At 35.2% G+C, this 18,414-nt stretch carries 18 protein-coding genes; 11 read left to right on the forward strand and 7 right to left on the reverse strand.

All coding sequences use genetic code 11. The features are described 5' to 3' along the window. The first annotated feature begins 21 nt into the window (after positions 1–21). Entirely contained in the window at positions 22–1,380 is a 1,359-nt protein-coding gene (clpX, locus tag DNJ73_RS09255) for an ATP-dependent Clp protease ATP-binding subunit ClpX (RefSeq protein WP_158467429.1), read from the forward strand. 152 nt (positions 1,381–1,532) lie between these two features. Then, on the forward strand, positions 1,533–3,236 hold the full coding sequence (locus tag DNJ73_RS09260; protein WP_158467430.1) for a DNA polymerase III subunit gamma/tau: 1,704 nt from the start codon (positions 1,533–1,535) through the stop codon (positions 3,234–3,236). Positions 3,237–3,249: 13 nt separating this feature from the next. Here the strand turns inward: DNJ73_RS09260 and DNJ73_RS09265 are convergent, their stop codons facing one another. After that, positions 3,250–4,566, reverse strand: coding sequence for a glycosyltransferase (locus tag DNJ73_RS09265; protein ID WP_158467431.1), 1,317 nt, complete (start codon positions 4,564–4,566; stop codon positions 3,250–3,252). A gap of 45 nt (positions 4,567–4,611) precedes the next feature. Continuing rightward, on the reverse strand, positions 4,612–6,165 hold the full coding sequence (locus DNJ73_RS09270) for a SpoIID/LytB domain-containing protein (RefSeq protein WP_158467432.1): 1,554 nt from the start codon (positions 6,163–6,165) through the stop codon (positions 4,612–4,614). Positions 6,166–6,258: 93 nt separating this feature from the next. On the opposite strand from DNJ73_RS09270, the gene rpmI reads away from it, so the two are divergent. The 7 genes from rpmI (at position 6,259) to DNJ73_RS09305 (ending at position 11,059) form a co-directional block, all read left to right on the forward strand. Then, positions 6,259–6,456: a 50S ribosomal protein L35 gene (gene rpmI / locus DNJ73_RS09275; protein WP_038654742.1), complete on the forward strand. Its 198-nt coding sequence runs from the start codon at positions 6,259–6,261 to the stop codon at positions 6,454–6,456. A 55-nt stretch (positions 6,457–6,511) separates the two neighbouring features. Continuing rightward, positions 6,512–6,859: a 50S ribosomal protein L20 gene (gene rplT / locus DNJ73_RS09280; RefSeq protein ID WP_158467433.1), complete on the forward strand. Its 348-nt coding sequence runs from the start codon at positions 6,512–6,514 to the stop codon at positions 6,857–6,859. 145 nt (positions 6,860–7,004) lie between these two features. Beyond that, positions 7,005–7,562, forward strand: a complete 558-nt coding sequence (locus tag DNJ73_RS09285) for a tetratricopeptide repeat protein (RefSeq protein ID WP_158467434.1) — start codon at positions 7,005–7,007, stop codon at positions 7,560–7,562. Positions 7,563–7,591: 29 nt separating this feature from the next. After that, the gene (locus DNJ73_RS09290; RefSeq protein ID WP_158467435.1) at positions 7,592–8,398 is read left to right on the forward strand and encodes a thiazole synthase; all 807 of its coding nucleotides are present in this window, start codon (positions 7,592–7,594) and stop codon (positions 8,396–8,398) included. Positions 8,399–8,447: 49 nt separating this feature from the next. After that, positions 8,448–8,615: a high light inducible protein gene (locus tag DNJ73_RS09295; RefSeq protein WP_158467436.1), complete on the forward strand. Its 168-nt coding sequence runs from the start codon at positions 8,448–8,450 to the stop codon at positions 8,613–8,615. 56 nt (positions 8,616–8,671) lie between these two features. Continuing rightward, positions 8,672–9,865, forward strand: a complete 1,194-nt coding sequence (locus DNJ73_RS09300) for an NAD-dependent epimerase/dehydratase family protein (protein ID WP_158467437.1) — start codon at positions 8,672–8,674, stop codon at positions 9,863–9,865. A gap of 45 nt (positions 9,866–9,910) precedes the next feature. Further along, the gene (locus DNJ73_RS09305) at positions 9,911–11,059 is read left to right on the forward strand and encodes a glycosyltransferase family 4 protein (RefSeq protein ID WP_158467438.1); all 1,149 of its coding nucleotides are present in this window, start codon (positions 9,911–9,913) and stop codon (positions 11,057–11,059) included. Positions 11,060–11,062: 3 nt separating this feature from the next. On the opposite strand, the gene DNJ73_RS09310 is transcribed toward DNJ73_RS09305, so the two are convergent. From DNJ73_RS09310 to DNJ73_RS09330, 5 genes are all read right to left on the reverse strand, one after another. Further along, positions 11,063–11,323, reverse strand: a complete 261-nt coding sequence (locus tag DNJ73_RS09310) for a hypothetical protein (RefSeq protein WP_158467439.1) — start codon at positions 11,321–11,323, stop codon at positions 11,063–11,065. Positions 11,324–11,449: 126 nt separating this feature from the next. After that, the gene (gene gcvP / locus DNJ73_RS09315) at positions 11,450–14,356 is read right to left on the reverse strand and encodes an aminomethyl-transferring glycine dehydrogenase (RefSeq protein ID WP_158467440.1); all 2,907 of its coding nucleotides are present in this window, start codon (positions 14,354–14,356) and stop codon (positions 11,450–11,452) included. A 100-nt stretch (positions 14,357–14,456) separates the two neighbouring features. Further along, positions 14,457–14,843: a glycine cleavage system protein GcvH gene (gene gcvH, locus DNJ73_RS09320; protein ID WP_158467441.1), complete on the reverse strand. Its 387-nt coding sequence runs from the start codon at positions 14,841–14,843 to the stop codon at positions 14,457–14,459. A 20-nt stretch (positions 14,844–14,863) separates the two neighbouring features. Beyond that, positions 14,864–16,126, reverse strand: coding sequence for an aminotransferase class I/II-fold pyridoxal phosphate-dependent enzyme (locus DNJ73_RS09325; protein ID WP_187152644.1), 1,263 nt, complete (start codon positions 16,124–16,126; stop codon positions 14,864–14,866). Positions 16,127–16,166: 40 nt separating this feature from the next. Continuing rightward, the gene (locus tag DNJ73_RS09330; RefSeq protein WP_158467443.1) at positions 16,167–16,901 is read right to left on the reverse strand and encodes a hypothetical protein; all 735 of its coding nucleotides are present in this window, start codon (positions 16,899–16,901) and stop codon (positions 16,167–16,169) included. Positions 16,902–16,980: 79 nt separating this feature from the next. Between DNJ73_RS09330 and DNJ73_RS09335 the strand changes: the two genes are divergently transcribed. Both DNJ73_RS09335 and rplI read left to right on the forward strand, forming a co-directional pair. Further along, positions 16,981–17,910 carry an acyl-CoA desaturase gene (locus tag DNJ73_RS09335; RefSeq protein WP_158467444.1) on the forward strand — a complete coding sequence of 310 codons (930 nt, stop codon included), beginning with the start codon at positions 16,981–16,983 and terminating at the stop codon, positions 17,908–17,910. Positions 17,911–17,952: 42 nt separating this feature from the next. Continuing rightward, a complete protein-coding gene (gene rplI, locus DNJ73_RS09340; protein WP_158467445.1) occupies positions 17,953–18,411 on the forward strand; it encodes a 50S ribosomal protein L9 in 459 nt (152 codons plus the stop codon). Positions 18,412–18,414: the final 3 nt, after the last annotated feature.

Here is an 18,414-nt window from a genome sequence, read left to right on the forward strand (position 1 = left end):
CCTACTTTTTTAAAGAGCTCGATGGCAAAATTTGAGGCCCATCTTAAATGCTCCTTTTGTGGCAAAGCCCAAGACCAGGTGAGGAAACTCATCGCTGGTCCAGGAGTATACATATGCGATGAATGTATCGACTTATGCAACGAAATTTTAGATGAAGAACTAATTGATAATCCAAATCATCAATCAGGAGGACAGTCACAAAGTCGTAAAGCTAAAGCTGCACCAACCAATACCCCTAAACCTGCCCCAACTTTGGCCTCAATACCAAAGCCTATTGAAATTAAAAAGTTTTTAGATGATCAAGTCGTTGGACAAGAACCAGCAAAAAAAATCTTATCTGTCGCTGTCTATAATCACTATAAGAGACTTGCATGGAAAGGAGACGGGTCAGGCGAGACTGATATAACAGCAACAAAATTACAAAAATCTAATATTTTATTAATTGGACCAACCGGATGTGGAAAGACTTTACTGGCGCAAACATTAGCTGAAATGCTTGATGTTCCATTTGCCGTCGCTGATGCAACAACTCTCACTGAAGCCGGATATGTTGGAGAAGATGTAGAAAACATTCTTTTACGTCTGCTTCAAAAAGCAGATATGGATGTGGATTTAGCACAAAGAGGAATAATTTATATCGATGAAATTGACAAAATTGCTAGAAAAAGTGAAAACCCGTCCATCACACGAGATGTCTCAGGAGAAGGAGTCCAACAAGCACTCTTAAAAATGCTCGAGGGTACTGTAGCTAACGTTCCACCCCAAGGAGGAAGAAAGCATCCATATCATGACTCTATTCAAATTGATACAAGCCAAATACTCTTCATATGTGGTGGAGCATTTGTTGGTCTAGAAGATGTAGTTCAAAAAAGACTTGGAAAAAATTCAATAGGTTTCATACCAAATGAAAGTAGAGCTAGAACTAAATCCAATCGGGATCGTACAGGGGGAGACTTAATCAATGATTTAGAACCTGATGATCTTGTGAAATATGGTCTAATCCCAGAATTTATTGGAAGAATGCCTGTTAGTGCAATATTAGAACCATTAAATGCAAAAGCACTTGAATCTATTCTCACAGAGCCTCGAGATGCCCTAGTGAAACAATTTAGAACCTTATTAAGTATGGATGATGTAGAACTTTCATTTGACGAAGACGCTGTTGAAGCAATTGCACTAGAAGCTTATAAAAGAAAAACTGGTGCAAGAGCTTTAAGAGGAATTGTTGAGGAAATTATGCTAGATCTTATGTATAGTCTTCCATCTCAAACCAAGATTAAAAGTTTCAACATAACAAAAACAATGGTCGATGAAATTACAGGTGGAAAAGTTGTTCCTCTCTTATCAAATGAAAAAAGAATCGTTAAGGAATCTGCCTAAATTAAATAAAATTTTTAATAATTTTTTGAATTTTAACTAAAAAAATATAAAATTTTCAAAAATAAAATTCGTCAAGATTCTAATCAATGACTGATAACTTACATTATGATCAAATAAATAAAGATTAAATCCTTATATATGTTTCATTGCAAATGATAAAAGCTTATGAACCTTTACACCATAAATATAGGCCTTCACGCTTTGACGAGCTTGTTGGCCAAGACCCAATTACTTCTACATTAAAACAGGCTCTAACTAGTAATCGAATTGCCCCTGCTTATATATTTTCTGGACCTAGAGGCACAGGTAAAACCTCAAGTGCAAGAATTTTTGCAAAGTCTTTAAATTGCTTAAAAAGTGTAAAAGCCACAACAGTACCTTGCGGTGAATGTGAACTCTGTCAAGGCATTAACTCAGGCAATGCATTAGATATCATTGAAATTGATGCAGCTTCAAATACAGGTGTCGAAAATATTCGTGAATTAATAGAAAGAGCAAGATTTGCTCCTGTAAAAGCTAGGTGGAAAGTTTATGTGATAGATGAATGCCATATGCTTTCAACTGCAGCTTTTAATGCACTTCTTAAAACATTAGAAGAACCACCTCCACAAGTCGTATTTATTCTTGCCACAACTGATCCTCAACGCGTTCTACCTACAATTCTTAGTAGATGTATGCGTTTTGACTTTAGAAGAATAAGTCTAAATGATTTAAAAAATCATTTAAGCAAAATTGCTACCAAAGAAGGTATTCTGATCAACGAAGAAGCAATATTATTGATCGCTAAGCACTCACAAGGGGGACTAAGAGATGCAGAGAGTTTGCTTGATCAAGTCAGCTTATTTCCCCCACCAATAACTCAAGCAAACATCATAAATCTTATAGGGGCTGTTCCTGAAGAAGAATTAATTCAATTAGCCAAATCACTTATAAATAAAGATCCAAATTCTATTTTAGAAACTTGCAATAGCTTAATTAATAAAGGAAAAGAACCTAATGCTATCTTGCAAGGAATAGCATCTATATTAAGAGACCTAGTTATTAAAAAAGTTGCTAATAATAACAATGAATTATGCAATATATCTCAAGAAAATAGTGAAGGCTTAAAAGCCCTGGCTAATTCAACTGATCTTAATCAAATACTTAATCTTCAAGCAAAGTTAAAAGGATCTGAAAATTTTATCAGAAGTAGTAATCAACCAAAATTATGGCTAGAAATACAGTTACTTGGAATGATGTCATATGAAACTTCAAAAGAAAAAAATACAATTAAGCAATCATTTCTTGAACAAAAGAAATCAAAAGATTCAGAAGTAGTCAATTCAAACAAAATATCTGAAGAAATTAATTCAAATAGAAATCAACAAATGACTCAAGAAATATTTACTAAAAAAGAATCACAACTAAACGATGAAAAAAATAATCTTGATGATATTTGGGAAAAAGTAATAGCAATGCTAGAACTACCTTCAACAAAAATGCTACTTTCTCAACAAGCAAAATTAATCAATTTAAACTCAGAGTCTGCTGAAATAGCTATCTCTGGGAAATGGATAAATATGATTCAAAGTCGAAAAAATCTTATTGAAGATGCTTTTTTCAAAGCCAGAGGATCTTCAACAAAAATTATTTTAATACAGCAAAAAGATAAATCATCAACTACAAAAGTTGATAAAGATATTTCTAAAAAAATAGAAAAAAAAGATAGTTTAACAACTAATGCTGAAAGTAAAAAAATTGATTTGGACAAAAAAAGATCTATACAAGAAAAAGATACTTTAGATCAAGACTCTATCGATAAAAAAGCCAAACAATTTGCTGAATTTTTTAATGGGGAAATTGTAAATCTTGAATAATACAATTAGTAAATTAAGAGCCAGAATGATTGGTCTTCTCCCAAATTAAACTCTTAGGAAATAATGACATCTTAAAAACTATAAAAGGTATAACGATGAACCAATGCGAAAGATAAATTGTTGCTCCAAGTACATTTATAAAATTAGGTGATGGTAATTTCGGACCTTCACTTTTTGCAGAGCAACCTTTCCAATAGGCTAAACTAGAAATACCAAATGCGACTATAGATAAGGGCCAAAATAATGGCATTTCAAATAAAATAATAGAAAAAAGAAGGTCTATAAATGATACAACTGGTAAGACATATTGTAATAAGAAAAAGCAAGTCAAGTCTAATTTCTTTAAATTGGTAAGGCGATTAGAAATTAATAATGGCCAATAATCAAAAAATCTTTGAAGTCCTCCTTCAGCCCATCTTTTTCTCTGTCGAAAAAGAGCCGAAACTGAGTCAACTGCTTCCTCTTGAACAGGGGGATCCCACATTATTACAATAGGAGATCTAGTTAATAAAAAACGGAAGCTTAAATCTAAATCATCAGTGATAGTTTGTTCATTAAAACCTCCACAACTATCTAGAACTTTCCGATTTATTAATTGACCATTACCTCTTAATTCAGCAACCCCTCCGGTAGCAAGTCTACCTCTCTGAATAACAGCGTCCATTGCCATCTCCATTGCTTGATAAGAAGAAATTTGATTCAATTCACAATTGATAACTGCTTTTCTTAATTGAACGGCAGACCAACCACCATGCAAAGCAAGAGTTATAGCTCTAATTAATACATTGCTCTGTAGTTGTGCATCAGCATCTAGTATAAATAACCACTCTCCTTTGGTTTTTTTTAATACAGAGTTAAGCGCTCCTGATTTTCCACCACCACTCATTCTTGTTCGACTGAATATATTTATATTAGAAAATTTTTCACTTAATTGTTTTAATAAATTAGGTGTATTATCTTGACTTCCATCATCAATTATCCAAAGAGATATTTTCTCTTCAGGATATTCAATTGATAAAAGTCTGGTAACTAATCTCTCTATTACATTTTCTTCATCACGTGCAGCAACCAATACATCAACGGTTGGGAGGGATTCATAAAATTTTTCATCCTTAATTATCTGTTCATTTTGTAATTGATAATTGTCTCTCCGATCTCTTAAAACGACTTGCAACCCATATCCCCCCAAGATAAAAGCCAGAGTTATTGATGGGAATAAATTCTTGGCAGGTTCAAGCAAATGGGGAAAGATACCTACAAAAGCACAGCAAATCAGAAACAATATTGACTTAGTGCGTCGGTTTTCTCCACTAATTTTGGCTAAAGCCATGGAGTAATCCCTTTATCAACTAATAACTCTAAGTTGCTGTCATCACTAAGGCAAAAATCCATATTTTGTTTTTGGGTAATAATGGGAGAGAATTTGTTTAGTAGTCCACCCATTTTTTGCTAACTCTATAGCCCCAGACTGCGACATTCCGGCTCCATGTCCAAAACCGCCTCCGGAAAAAAGCCATTTACCTTCTTTAATTTCTTTAACAACAAATAACGTGCTTGGCAATTGTCTAAGAACACGTCGAATCTCATCAAGATTGAGCAAAATTTCTGAGCCAGAATTTCCTTCAAGTTTCAAAGCAGTAACTCTTCCACTCTTTCCTCGTCTTATAGCCTTAATTTTTGTTGGGTAAAAAGAACTAGAAACTTTTTGAGCTTTATTTAATTGTTTGGATATCTGCAAGGAATCTAAAGTTCTATTCCATCTGAATAGTGGGTGGCTAGAACCAAAGGCCTCAGAGTCAGAGAATAAAAAAGATTTCAAATGTTTTTCATTTGATAAAGGTAAATTAACTGAACTAGACCAAGATTTTGGTCCATCCAAACGCATTTTCAAATAAGGAACTGGATCAGTTGACCATGCTTCGTCAACAGATGCCATGACACCTCCATTTGTAGCATGATAAACAGTATTTATTGGCTGTTGATCCCAAGTAAGAATTTTACCAGCAGTTTTTTTAATAGCTGTTTTAATTTTGTTATTGGCTTTAGAAGGGTCCTTATAAACCTGACATTGTGTATCACTACAGAGATTGTATCCATCAACTTTGAATCGATGACTATTAGCTATTGCCCATGTTCTTGCTAGCACTGCTTGAGCTGCCAGAGCTGCTTCAGGAGACTTAGAGCCAATCTCATAAGGAACAACCCCTTTGAGATATCTTTCTAAAGGAACATGCTCAACTAAAGTCCAACTTCCGTAAGAATCTAATTGGATCGAAAATGGACCAGAGTATAGTCCATTTTCCCATAGCAAACCATCTGGGGCATACAAATAAATAGGCCCTTTGAGGGCAATCCTCCCATTGTTTCCATCTAAATAAGGAACAACAGACTTAGAAACCTTTATTTTTTGATAAGTCGATTTGATGGATTGAGGAATCTTAATATCTCCTGATACCCAAACCTCCCAATCTGATGGATGCGCAATAGTAGATTTAATACCTTTTTCTTTTAAATTATTTGCCACTCTCTCCGCAGATTCAAAACTTGCTAATGGACCAATTATTTGACGAATAAATATTTTTGGGTTTGTTAATAGTTTAACTTGCCAACCAATATTAATTTCTTGCGCCTTTCGAATAACTCCAGAAGAATCTTTCAAGATCAAGTTTCTTCCATTGCTTACAAGCGCTAGAGATGGTGAATTTTTATTATTAATGATTTCTTTCCCTAAATAGGGTTTTAACCCAACAAGCAAAACATTTTTTTCTGTGCTTGCTAAAACCGTCTTGGGAGGTGGCTGATGAGTTGGAAAACGCTTTGCTTGAGATGAATTAGCTAAATAATCTTGATTTGCATGTTGCATCCCAACCAAGAGAAGGAAGCTACAAGAAATGAAAGGCTTTTGAGCATGAAAATAACTCTTAATCACAACAAAAATCTCCTTCAAGGAAGAATTTAATAATTTTGGGTTGGCTTAAGTGAGCTTAAGGACGTATTCTTATAAACTAACTATGCTTCATCAATGCCAAAGCTCAAGACCCGCAAAGCTGCTGCAAAGCGGTTCAAAGCAACTGGTACTGGCAAGTTCATGAGACGTCGTGCATTTCACAATCACTTACTCGACCATAAGAGCCCTAAATTAAAAAGGCACCTTAAAACAAAAGCAGTCGTAGACGAACGTGATGCAGAAAATGTCAGTCTTATGCTGCCTTATGCATAACTCTTCTGTAGAAAATTATTTAATTCAATTGATTCTTGATTTCTGATTATTAATTATGGCACGCGTCAAAAGAGGCAATGTTGCTCGAAAACGTAGAAACAAAATCCTTCGTCTAGCTAAAGGCTTTAGAGGGGGCAATGGAACTCTGTTTAGAACTGCTAATCAAAGAGTAATGAAGGCTCTTTGTAATGCTTATAGAGATAGAAGAAGAAGAAAGCGTGATTTTAGAAGACTTTGGATAGCAAGAATAAATGCAGCAGCTAGGTTAAATGGATTGAGCTACAGCAAACTGATTGGTGGCTTAAAAAAAGCTGACATTAGAATCAATAGAAAAATGTTGGCTCAGCTAGCAGTTACAGATCCAAAAACTTTCACAAATATTTCAATTAATGCAAAAGGTTAAATATCCTTGAATCGTTTTATTTGTTTATAAACAATAAATGCATTGATTAAAATAACTAGTGTAAAAAGCTATTTCAAAATAAATAATATGATAAAAATAAATTTTTATCCTGCATCTAATCTTTTAATACCTGAGGATTAAATCAATGGAGATCAATCTTCCTCAAACTTATTTAATTGGACTATGTTTACTTTTATTAGTCATTGCTATTTTAGTAGGAAGACAACTTTATAAAGTCAGAACAGACGAACTCAAGCTCATAAAATTAGAGAAAGAAGATTCAAATACAAAAGAAGATTCAGCAAAAATGTATGAATTAGCATCTGTTCAATTGAAGAAAAGGCTATATCCCCAAGCAACATCAACTTTAAAACAAGCATTAAAAAAACTTAATGGTGAGCCAGAAGAAGCAAAAGCTCTAATAGAAAATGCATTAGGGTTCGCACTGGCTGCACAAAATGACTTTAAATCCGCAGTAATTCATTACAAAAAAGCATTGGCAGCAAAGTCTGAATATCCTGTAGCACTAAATAATCTTGGATTCGCTTATCAACGCTTACTGAACGAAAATGAAGCCTATAAAAATTATCAAAAGGTTTTAAAAATAGATCCTAAAAATAAAACTGCAATCTCACAAATTAAAAGGCTTGAACGTATAATAGGAAAAGGCAAAGATCAATTATTAGAAAGAAAAGGCTTCTAGTCTTATCTAAACTAATCATATTTCAAACCATGAAAAAAGACAGTGAATTACTAAAAATAGGAAGCAAAGAATTCAAAAGTCGACTTCTCGTTGGGACTGGTAAATACTCATCAATAGAAGTCATGCAAAAAAGTCTAATCAATACAAAATGTGAAATAGTTACTGTAGCAATTAGAAGAATTCAAGACCAAGAAAAAGGTCATAAAGGTTTACTTGAAACAATAGACTGGAAAAATATTTGGATGCTTCCAAATACTGCTGGTTGCACAAATGCAGAAGAAGCTATTCGAGTTGCAAGATTAGGAAGAGAGTTAGCCAAACTCGCTGGTCAAGAAAATAATAATTTTGTCAAATTAGAGGTTATTCCCGACAAAAAATATTTATTACCCGACCCTATTGGAACTTTAAAAGCAGCAGAGCAATTAATAAAAGAAGGTTTTACTGTTCTTCCTTACATTAATTCCGATCCATTAATTGCAAAAAGACTTGAAGAAATTGGATGCGCAACTGTTATGCCACTTGGTTCTCCCATTGGATCTGCTCAAGGCATAAAAAATTCTTCAAACATTGCCATGATTATCGAAGAAGCCAAAATCCCAATAATTGTTGACGCAGGTATCGGAGTTCCCAGTGAAGCAGCCCAAGCCTTGGAAATGGGTGCTGATGGGGTTCTAATAAATAGTGCTATTGCTTTAGCAAAAAATCCGGTCTTGATGGCTAGAGCCTTTTATAAAGCCACAGAGGCAGGAAGAGATGCTTATTCATCTGGAAGACTGCAAGAGAACACTCTTGCCAAAGCAAGTTCTCCGTCCGATGGAGTTATTTCAAATAATTAGATCATTACGTTAAAAATTAGTAACGTTATACTCTAATAAACAAAAAACCATGGCAGTCACTAAAGAAAGTCAAGGCAGGCTTAATGTTTTTGCTGATGAGCCAAAAATTGAAATACTTACAAAAGAAAGCAGTGGCAACAAAGGTTCTTGGCTTTTTACCCTTGCTGGAGTTATCCTTGTAATTGGGCTTATTGCATATTCATTAACAATCAAGTGAAACGCTTGTAGTAGCTTGAATAATATGAGCATTTGCTCTTTCTTTTGGAGTTTAGAGTGAAAGTTTTCGTTCTTGGTGGTGATGGCTTCTGCGGATGGCCTTGTGCAGTAAATCTTGCTGACAAGGGTCACGATGTTTTCATCGTTGATAATCTAAGTCGTCGAAAAATTGATATAGATCTTGAAGTTGAGTCCTTAACTCCAATTTCAAGTATTGGCGAAAGGATTAAAGCTTGGTCTGAGATAGGTGGAAAACCTATTCAGTTTATTCATTTAGACCTTGCTTCAGAATATCAAAAGCTTTTGGATCTTTTATTAGAAGAAAAGCCAGATTCAATCGTGCATTTTGCTGAACAACGTGCCGCTCCATATTCTATGAAAAGCAGTGCAACGAAGAGATATACAGTTGATAACAATGTAAATGGTACTCATAACCTTCTTGCGGCAATAGTTGAATCACAATTAGATATTCACATTGTTCATTTAGGAACAATGGGTGTTTATGGCTATGGCTCCCACAGAGGAGCAACGATACCTGAAGGTTACTTAAAAGTAGAAGTACCTCAACCAGATGGGAGTCGTTTTGAAGAAGAGATTTTGCATCCGGCTAGTCCTGGCAGCGTTTATCACATGACAAAAACGCTTGATCAATTGCTTTTTCTTTACTACAACAAAAATGACCAAATTAGAATCACTGATCTTCATCAAGGAATTGTTTGGGGAACAAATACAGAAGTTACAAGCCGTGACCCAAGACTAACTAATCGCTTTGACTATGACGGTGATTATGGAACGGTATTAAACAGATTTCTAATGCAAGCTGCTATTGGATATCCATTAACTGTTCATGGCACCGGTGGACAAACTAGAGCATTTATTCATATCCGAGACTCAGTCAAATGTGTACAACTAGCGCTAGAAAACCCTCCTGATAAAGGTGAAAGAGTGAAAATTTTCAATCAAATGACAGAGAGTCATCAAGTTGGAGAATTAGCTAAGAAAGTAGCCTCTCTAACTGGAGCAAAAATTAATTATCTTCCAAACCCAAGGAACGAAGCTGTAGAAAATGATTTAATAGTCGATAATAGATGTTTTATTGAACTCGGATTAGATCCGACAACTCTAGATAATGGACTTTTAGCAGAGGTTGTAGATGTTGCCAAAAAATACTCTGGTAGATGTGATTTAAAACGAATACCCTGTGTATCAGCTTGGACATCAACCCAAGCAAAAGCAATAAATAAAACTTAAATCTTAAACCATAAACAAATTCACAATCTTGAAAAGAATCGCTCAGTGAAAATAGCTTTTTTTACAGAAACTTTCCTACCCAAAGTGGACGGAATAGTAACGCGTTTAACCAAAACAATTCAAAATCTAGTTCAATTAGGTGATGAAGTTACTGTTTTTTGTCCAGAAGGCTGTCCATCAAGCTACATGGGTGCAAAGGTTGTCGGTGTGCCAGCAATGCCCTTACCTTTATATCCAGAGTTAAAATTAGGACTTCCTGGCCCTGGTGTATCAGATGAATTAGAGAACTTTAAACCAGACCTAATTCATGTAGTTAATCCTGCAGTACTTGGGTTGGGTGGAATTTGGCTAGCAAAAACAAACAATATTCCACTAGTAGCGAGTTACCACACTCACTTACCTAAATATTTAGAACACTATGGAATGGGGATGTTAGAGCCACTTTTATGGGAATTATTAAAAGCTGCTCATAATCAAGCAACTCTAAATCTCTGTACTTCAACTGCAATGGTGCAAGAACTCTCGGAGAAAGGCATTCAAAATACCGCTCTATGGCAAAGAGGAGTTGATACAGATATTTTCAAACCTGAATTAAGAGATGCACAAATGAGAAGTCGCCTATTAGGAAACTTTAGTGATGAAGGTTCTTTGTTGATTTACGTAGGAAGACTTTCAGCTGAAAAACAAATAGAAAGAATAAAACCTGTTCTTGAAGCATTGCCTACCACTCGACTAGCACTTGTTGGAGATGGTCCATACAGACAACAATTAGAAAAGATTTTTCAAGGGACCTCTACTACCTTTGTGGGATATTTAAGTGGAAATGAGTTAGCAAGTGCTTATGCCTCTGGTGATGCATTCTTGTTTCCATCAAGTACAGAGACATTGGGATTAGTACTTTTAGAAGCAATGGCTGCTGGATGTCCAGTTGTAGGAGCAAATAAAGGTGGAATACCAGATATCATCTCTGATGGCGCAAATGGATGTCTTTATAATCCAGATGGAGAAAATGATGGAGCAATAAGTTTAATTGAGGCTACAAAAAAATTATTAGGTAATGAAGTAGAGCGAACAGTAATGAGAAAAGCAGCTCGCAAAGAAGCTGAAAGGTGGGGATGGGCAGGAGCTACAAAACAGTTAAGAACTTATTACCAAGACGTGCTTGAAAAAAACCAATCAAATATTGCTGCTTAATTGTTAGGCAGCATGAGGAGGTGGAGTAGGAGAATCAAATGATTGCAAAGGTAATACTAAGGTCGCCCATCTAGAAGCTCTTGCTGGCCTTTGTTTCTTAGGCTGACGTACCCCAAAAGGAACTCGAACTACATTAGTTCCAGAAACTTGTAAAAGTTCGCCTTTGTTTAAAGCTGATTCAATGCAATTAGAAAAAGAAGGCAAGGACAAATCATCCTTTTTTTTTAATTGATCTGGAAAATCAAAAGATGTCTTTTTGTTCATATGGTCCCCATGTGATTTAAAGCTGCAGGAAAGATTAATCTCAAAAACCTGCAAAACATATAAAAAAAAACCAAAAAATCGGTTTTCGCTTGAAATTTAACTAATAAAACAAGTTTTAACCAGTCTTCACAGAGAATTAATTTCTTCTAAATCTTCAACTGAAGGGCAACTACATATCAAATTCCTGTCTCCATAAGCATTATTGATACGTGAAACTGATGGCCAAAATTTATATTTTTCCTGATTGGGTAAAGGATAAGCTGCATCTTTACGAGAATACGGTCTATCCCAATCATCAGAAGTAATTGTTTTTAAAGTATGTGGCGATTGTTTTAAAGGATTATTAATTGGATCAATTTTTCCTGATTTTATTTGCTCAATTTCTTCTCTTATGCCAATCATCGCATTACAAAAACGATCTAATTCAGATAAACTCTCGCTCTCTGTAGGTTCAACCATCAAGGTTCCGGCGACAGGCCAACTGATTGTTGGAGCATGAAATCCATAATCCATCAATCTCTTAGCAACATCTTCAACTTCAATGCCCAATTGAGTCTTTAAAGGGCGCAAATCCAATATGCATTCATGCGCAACTAGACCATTAGGATCTTTAAATAAAACTGGATAATAAGGATCAAGTCTTTTTGCCAAATAATTAGCAGAAAGAATTGCTATCGAACTAGCTTTGCGTAATCCATCACTACCCATCATTCGAATATACATCCAACTAATTGGCAATATTCCAGCACTTCCAAATGGAGCTGCTGAAACAGCAGAAATAGCATTCTTACCACCACAATTGACAATTGAATGACCAGGTAGATACGGAGTTAAATGAGAAGCAACAGCAATAGGACCAACTCCAGGTCCCCCTCCTCCGTGAGGAATTGAAAAAGTTTTGTGTAAATTTAAATGGCAAACATCAATACCGTAAGATCCAGGCCTGCAAATACCTACTTGTGCATTCAAATTTGCACCATCTAAATAAACCTGACCTCCCTCTTGATGGATTACTTGGCAAATTTCGCGAATATTTGGTTCAAAAACCCCATGAGTTGAAGGATATGTAACCATCAATGCAGCCAAATTAGTTGAATGAGTTTTTGATTTATTCCTTAAATCATCTAAATCAACATTTCCATAATCATCACATTTAACAGAAACCACCTTAAATCCAGACATAACCGCACTGGCGGGGTTAGTACCATGAGCACTTGTAGGAATCAAACAAATATTTCTATGCCCTTCTCCACGTGACATATGCCATGAACGTATTACAAGTAAGCCAGCAAATTCACCTTGAGAACCGGCATTTGGTTGAAGAGAAACTCCTTCAAAACCAGTTAAAGAAGATAGCCAACTCTCAAGATCATTAATAATTTCTTCAAATCCAGCTAATTGATTTTTAGGAGCAAAAGGATGAATAGAAGAAAACTCGTTCCACTCAATAGGTAAAAGTTCAGCTGCAGCATTCAATTTCATTGTGCAACTCCCAAGAGGAATCATCCCATGAACTAAAGAAAAATCTTTCGAGACTAAATGATGTATATATCTCATTAATTCAGTCTCACTTTGATATGTATTGAATACTGATTGCTGAAGCCAAGGCTTATCTCTAAGTGGAATTTGACTTAGTGATACATTGTGATCGAAAAAAGTAGAAATATCTTGAACTTTTTTTCCTTTAATCTCAGCCAAAATTTGATATAGTTTATATATTTCCTCATCACAAGTTAATTCATCAAAAGTCACCCCAAAACCTCTCGAATTTATAATATCTGATCCAATAGGTAATACTCTTAAGTTATATCCTTCATCAGAAGCTAATTGAATAATGTGAGCAGCTTCCTTACAATAAATATCAATACTATCAAATCTTGAATATGAATCAATCGGATATTCTAAATTACTTAAAATAGACTCAAAACATGCTCTATATTTAACAATCTTTTTTGCAATTGATGTAAGACCATCTGGGCCATGATGTACTGCATAAAAAGAAGAGAGAACGGCTAATAAAACTTGTGCAGTACAAATATTACTAGTTGCCTTATCTCTTCTAATATGTTGTTCTCTTGTTTGAAGAGCAAGTCTTAATGCGGGATTACCTTCTACATCAACTGAGCGTCCTACTATTCTTCCTGGTATTTGCCTTTTGTATATTTCTTTAGTTGCAAAAAAAGCAGCATGTGGTCCACCACAAGAGATAGGAACACCAAGTCTTTGGGCACTTCCAACTACAATATCAGCCCCAAATTCTCCCATAGGTTTAATTAAAACTTGAGCCAAAGGATCTATTGCAACAGTTACAAGAGCATCAAAATTATGTGCTTGATTAATTATTGAAGTTGGATCCCAAATACGACCATTTTTTCCCGGTAATTGCAGAAAAATTCCAAAAACATTATTGTCAATTTGAAAATTATTGTTATTAAATATCTCAAGTTCAATTTCTAAAGGTTCACATCTGGTCTTTAATACATCAAATGTTTGAGGTAATGTTTCTTTATCTATTAAAAATTTTCTAGCATTTTTATTTTTTCTAACAGCAAAACTCAAACTTATTGCCTCGGCTGCTGCAGTGGCTTCATCAAGTAAAGATGCATTTGATATTTGTAATCCTGTTAATTCACTTATTAAAGTCTGAAAGTTAAATAAAGCTTCTAATCTACCTTGAGATATTTCTGCCTGATATGGAGTATACGCAGTATACCAATTAGGGTTTTCCAAGACATTTCTTTGCACAACAGGTGGAATAACTGTAGAGAAATAACCAAGTCCAATTAGCGAACGATATTCAACATTTTTCTTTGAAATTGTATTTATTTCTTTTAAGGCATGATTTTGATCACACCCATCAGGAATTGAGAAGACTTGATGTTTTGAATCAAATATCTCATCTGGGATAACAGCAGATATAAATTCTTCTGAGTTTTTAAAACCAAGATATTGAAGCATAAATGCTTCATCTTCACTGCTTGGACCTATGTGGCGAGATTTAAAAGTGAAATCTTTTAATTCTGCGTATGTCATGAGCTTGTTCTCAAGCACAAGCAAATTAAGTTATTAGAGAGAAGGCAAGTGTAGAGAAAATTTTCCTAATTTGTTGCAAGAAAAATCATTCAGTAAACTTTTAAGCAGAGATTTTCTCTGAATAAGTTGCAGAATCCATAAGTTCTTGCAATTGTTCAAGATTATCGGGACGAATTATTAATAACCATCCTTCGCCATGAGGATCATTTTGAAGCTCCTCTGGACTTGCCAGAACTGAATTATTTCTATGAACAATTTCTCCACTAACTGGAGCATACATATCCTCAACAGCCTTTACGGATTCAACTGAACCAAAACTCTCTCCTTTAGCTATTGATGTTCCCTCTTCTGGAAGATCAACAAAAACAATATCTCCTAACTGATCTACGGCAAATGCACTGATGCCAATTCGAACTAAAGCATCATCAGCAAAAGCATATTCATGACTATCCGCAAAACGGAAATGATCTGGGAAGGAAAAAGGCATTGCGTCAAAACGAAAAACGCTTAACTATTCTGGGGTAATTTTATAAATCCTGCCTGAAATAAATTGGATAATGCATGAATCAAAGCAATTTTGACATGAGCCCGATGTGATCCACCTTGAATAAAAAGATCAAATGGAGGTTTCATAGGAGCATCGGCTGAAAATTCACTTGTACTACCATCTATGAACGTACCTCCAGCCATAACTAATGTATTTTCATACCCTGGCATTGGAGCAGGTATGGGATCAAGAAAAGATCCTATCGGTGATTTTTGCTGAAAAGATCTACAGATAATTTGCAAAATTTCCGGATCACCAATTCTTACTACTTGTATCAAATCAGCACGCGAAGAACCGGCAGATGGCAATACCTTAAAGCCCAAATCGCGAAAAGCAGTTGCAATAATGTCGGCACCTATTAGGGCCTCTGCAACCATTTGAGGAGCCAGAAAAAGTCCTTGTAAAATAGTCCTATTTAAATTAAAAGTAATCCCTGCTTCAGATCCAATACCTGGAGCAGTCAATCTGCAACATGCTTTATCAACTAAACTAGCTCTTCCAGCTATATACCCACCAGTTGGAGAAATCGTACCACCCAAATTTTTGATTAAAGAACCTGCAATTAAATCAGCCCCTACTGAAGTAGGTTCTTTATTCTCTACAAATTCTCCATAGCAATTATCAACAAAGCAAATACACTCAGGTTGGATTTTATGGCATAAATAACAAATCTTTTTAATAACTTCAATACTCAAAGATGGACGCCATGTATAACCACAACTTCGTTGTATAAAAATTAATTTTCTAGGAATGATTAAAGCTTTTTCTAAAGCAGAAAAATCTATTGTTCCATCATTCTGTAAAGATATTTCTTCATAAGAGATACCAAAATCAATTAATGAACCCTGACCATTACCCCTTAGGCCAATGACTTCTTCAAGTGATTCATAAGGTCTTCCAGTAATAGATAACAATTCATCTCCGGGCCTTAAAACACCAAACAAAGATGATGCAATAGCATGGGTTCCACTAACCAACTGAAGTCTAGCTACTGCTTTCTCAGCTTCTAAAACATTTGCAAAAATTTTGTCAATTGTATCTCTACCTAAATCTCCATGACCATATCCTGTCAAAGATGAAAAATGTTGTACTCCTAAATGAGCTTCAGAAAAAGCCTTTAAAACTTTTTCCAATTTAAAAGTTACACTATCGGTCTTTTCTTGAATAGATAAATATAATTTTTTTTCTATATTATCAACAAAATTTTTAGCTGCATTGTTCATAATATTAATTTTTCTATTTAGATTAATATGTTTTCTCAGATTAATCTGAGAAAATAATTTCTAATTTTTCCTGATCTTGAAGCAATAACCCTCTTTGACGCAGATTCTCCAAAAAATCATCCGCACCTTGCAAATTATTTGTGTTTAATAATTTATTAGTTGCATGTAAATCTAACAATTCACCATCAAGCTCTTCCGCTGTGTAGTCTTTTACACCAGCCATAACTGCTTCAAACCTTTCTCTTCGTTGTTTTTTAGTTACTGGATATGCAGCCATTACTTGTTCTCTACACATTCTCCAAGACCTCCCTTTACAAAGATAATCAGCTAAAGCAGCACTCAGAATTGCTGCCTCAGTTTCTTCAATAAACCAGTCAAAGGAGGAAGGTAAAGAAGCTAAACCAACAAAAATCTCAAAAAAATCTCCTGCAGAAAGTGGATTACCATTATTTGCTTCAACAGCGATAGCTGATTCTTGAAGAGATCTATAAAGCTCTGGATGAACACTCGATATTTGACATTCTATATTTTCCAACCCTCGCGAGAGGGCTTGATTTACTTTTCCTAAGGCAAAAAAAACTTCAGGGCTTGGAGATACAAGTTTTCCATTTCTTAAATTTGATATTTGAGAACTATGAACCCTTCCTAGATCCAAACATTCAGCCAAAGCAGGAAGCACTTTGTGAGACCATCCATTGCGCTCATGCCATACATGCACAAGATGAGCCATCGCTCTTCTACCTGCAGTTAGTTGGTCTCGAAAACTAGAGGTCACAAATCACATTCAAGATTGATAAATAGACCTGATTAGGATCCTTATCATATATTATATACGTTAAGTAGACGGATCACCAATGGTTTCAAGTTTAATCGAGGCTTCGGCTCCATTAAAAAAACCAGTTGCTGCAGATAAAGCAATGGCTGCGTCGAAGAAACTTCAGGGACATGTACCAAGAAGGGTTCAACTCCAAAGAGCTAGAAAAAGATGGGGAACAGTTATATTTATGTTCGCAATACATGCTTTAACAATATTTACCTTACAAGCTAAATTTTGGAGTTGGCTTGCATTTTCTGGATTTCTTTTCTTGTACTGGTTAACTGCATGCTTAGGTGTCACGACTGGATATCATCGCCTTCTTTCTCACCGTTCTTTTCAGGTTCCAAAATGGCTTGAAAGATTTTTTGCAACTTGTGGAGCTTTAAGTTGCCAACATGGGCCAATTGATTGGGTTGGTCTTCATAGGCATCATCATACTTTTTCTGATACCGAAGCTGATCATCATGACAGCAATAAAGGATTTTGGTGGAGCCACATGGGGTGGATGTTTGAAGATGTACCCGCTATGAAAGCAGTACCAAGACTGTCTGGAGATTTGATTAAAGATCCTTATTATCGTTTTTTAAATAAAAATTTCTTACTTCTACAAATCCCATTAGGCGCAACACTATTTTTAATTGGTCAATACGCTGGTGTTGGAGGATGGGCTATGGTTCTATGGGGAATTCCTTTACGACTAGTTTTTGTTTATCACATCACTTGGCTCGTAAATTCAGCAACGCACTGTTGGGGTACTACCGCATATGAAAGTGGAGACAATTCAAAAAATAACAAATGGGTAGCAGCACTAACATTTGGAGAGGGGTGGCACAATAATCATCATGCTTTCCCTAACTCAGCCAAGCATGGTCTTCAAAGAAACCAAATAGATATAACTTGGCAACACATACGTTTTTTAAAAGCAATTGGGTTAGCAAAAAAAATTAGACTCCCTATCGCATCGTAATATTATTAACAAGATTAAAAAGTATTAATTCATTTTCAATCCATGGCTAAGAGAGTACAAGTTGTTCTTAATGAAGACATCAAAAGTCTTGGTAAAGATGGCGACCTTGTTGAGGTCGCTCCTGGTTTTGCAAGAAACTTTTTATTACCCAACAAAAAAGCATTACCTGTTACTCCAAATGTTTTAAAACAAGTTGAACATCGAAAAGCTAAACAAGCCGAGCAAGAGGCAGCTAAAAAACAAGAAGCAATTGATTTCCAAACAGCTCTCACAACTATTGGAAGATTTACTGTCAAAAAACAAGTAGGAGAAGATGGAGTCTTATTTGGAACAGTTACAAACGGGGACGTAGCAGAAGTTGTAAAAGAAGCTACGAAAAAAGAAATAGATCGGAGAGATATATCTGTCCCTGAGATACATGGAATTGGCAAATATAAAGTACAGATAAAGCTTCATAGCGAAGTCAATGCTGAAATAAATCTTGAAGTCACAAGTTACTAATAG

It is taken from the genome of Prochlorococcus marinus XMU1408, from assembly GCF_003208055.1.
GTDB classification, from domain to species: domain Bacteria; phylum Cyanobacteriota; class Cyanobacteriia; order PCC-6307; family Cyanobiaceae; genus Prochlorococcus_B; species Prochlorococcus_B marinus_A.

Excerpts from the sequence above, each read along its gene's own strand:
- clpX (WP_158467429.1), top strand. The coding sequence starts at position 22 with ATGGCAAAATTTGAGGCCCATCTTAAATGCTCCTTTTGTGGCAAAGCC.
- DNJ73_RS09295 (WP_158467436.1), top strand. The coding sequence starts at position 8,448 with ATGGCAGTCACTAAAGAAAGTCAAGGCAGGCTTAATGTTTTTGCTGAT.
- gcvH (WP_158467441.1), bottom strand. The coding sequence starts at position 14,843 with ATGCCTTTTTCCTTCCCAGATCATTTCCGTTTTGCGGATAGTCATGAA.
- gcvP (WP_158467440.1), bottom strand. The coding sequence starts at position 14,356 with ATGACATACGCAGAATTAAAAGATTTCACTTTTAAATCTCGCCACATA.
- DNJ73_RS09335 (WP_158467444.1), top strand. The coding sequence starts at position 16,981 with ATGGTTTCAAGTTTAATCGAGGCTTCGGCTCCATTAAAAAAACCAGTT.
- DNJ73_RS09265 (WP_158467431.1), bottom strand. The coding sequence starts at position 4,566 with ATGGCTTTAGCCAAAATTAGTGGAGAAAACCGACGCACTAAGTCAATA.
- rplT (WP_158467433.1), top strand. The coding sequence starts at position 6,512 with ATGGCACGCGTCAAAAGAGGCAATGTTGCTCGAAAACGTAGAAACAAA.
- DNJ73_RS09310 (WP_158467439.1), bottom strand. The coding sequence starts at position 11,323 with ATGAACAAAAAGACATCTTTTGATTTTCCAGATCAATTAAAAAAAAAG.
- DNJ73_RS09290 (WP_158467435.1), top strand. The coding sequence starts at position 7,592 with ATGAAAAAAGACAGTGAATTACTAAAAATAGGAAGCAAAGAATTCAAA.
- rpmI (WP_038654742.1), top strand. The coding sequence starts at position 6,259 with ATGCCAAAGCTCAAGACCCGCAAAGCTGCTGCAAAGCGGTTCAAAGCA.
- DNJ73_RS09325 (WP_187152644.1), bottom strand. The coding sequence starts at position 16,126 with ATGAACAATGCAGCTAAAAATTTTGTTGATAATATAGAAAAAAAATTA.
- DNJ73_RS09260 (WP_158467430.1), top strand. The coding sequence starts at position 1,533 with ATGATAAAAGCTTATGAACCTTTACACCATAAATATAGGCCTTCACGC.
- DNJ73_RS09285 (WP_158467434.1), top strand. The coding sequence starts at position 7,005 with ATGGAGATCAATCTTCCTCAAACTTATTTAATTGGACTATGTTTACTT.
- rplI (WP_158467445.1), top strand. The coding sequence starts at position 17,953 with ATGGCTAAGAGAGTACAAGTTGTTCTTAATGAAGACATCAAAAGTCTT.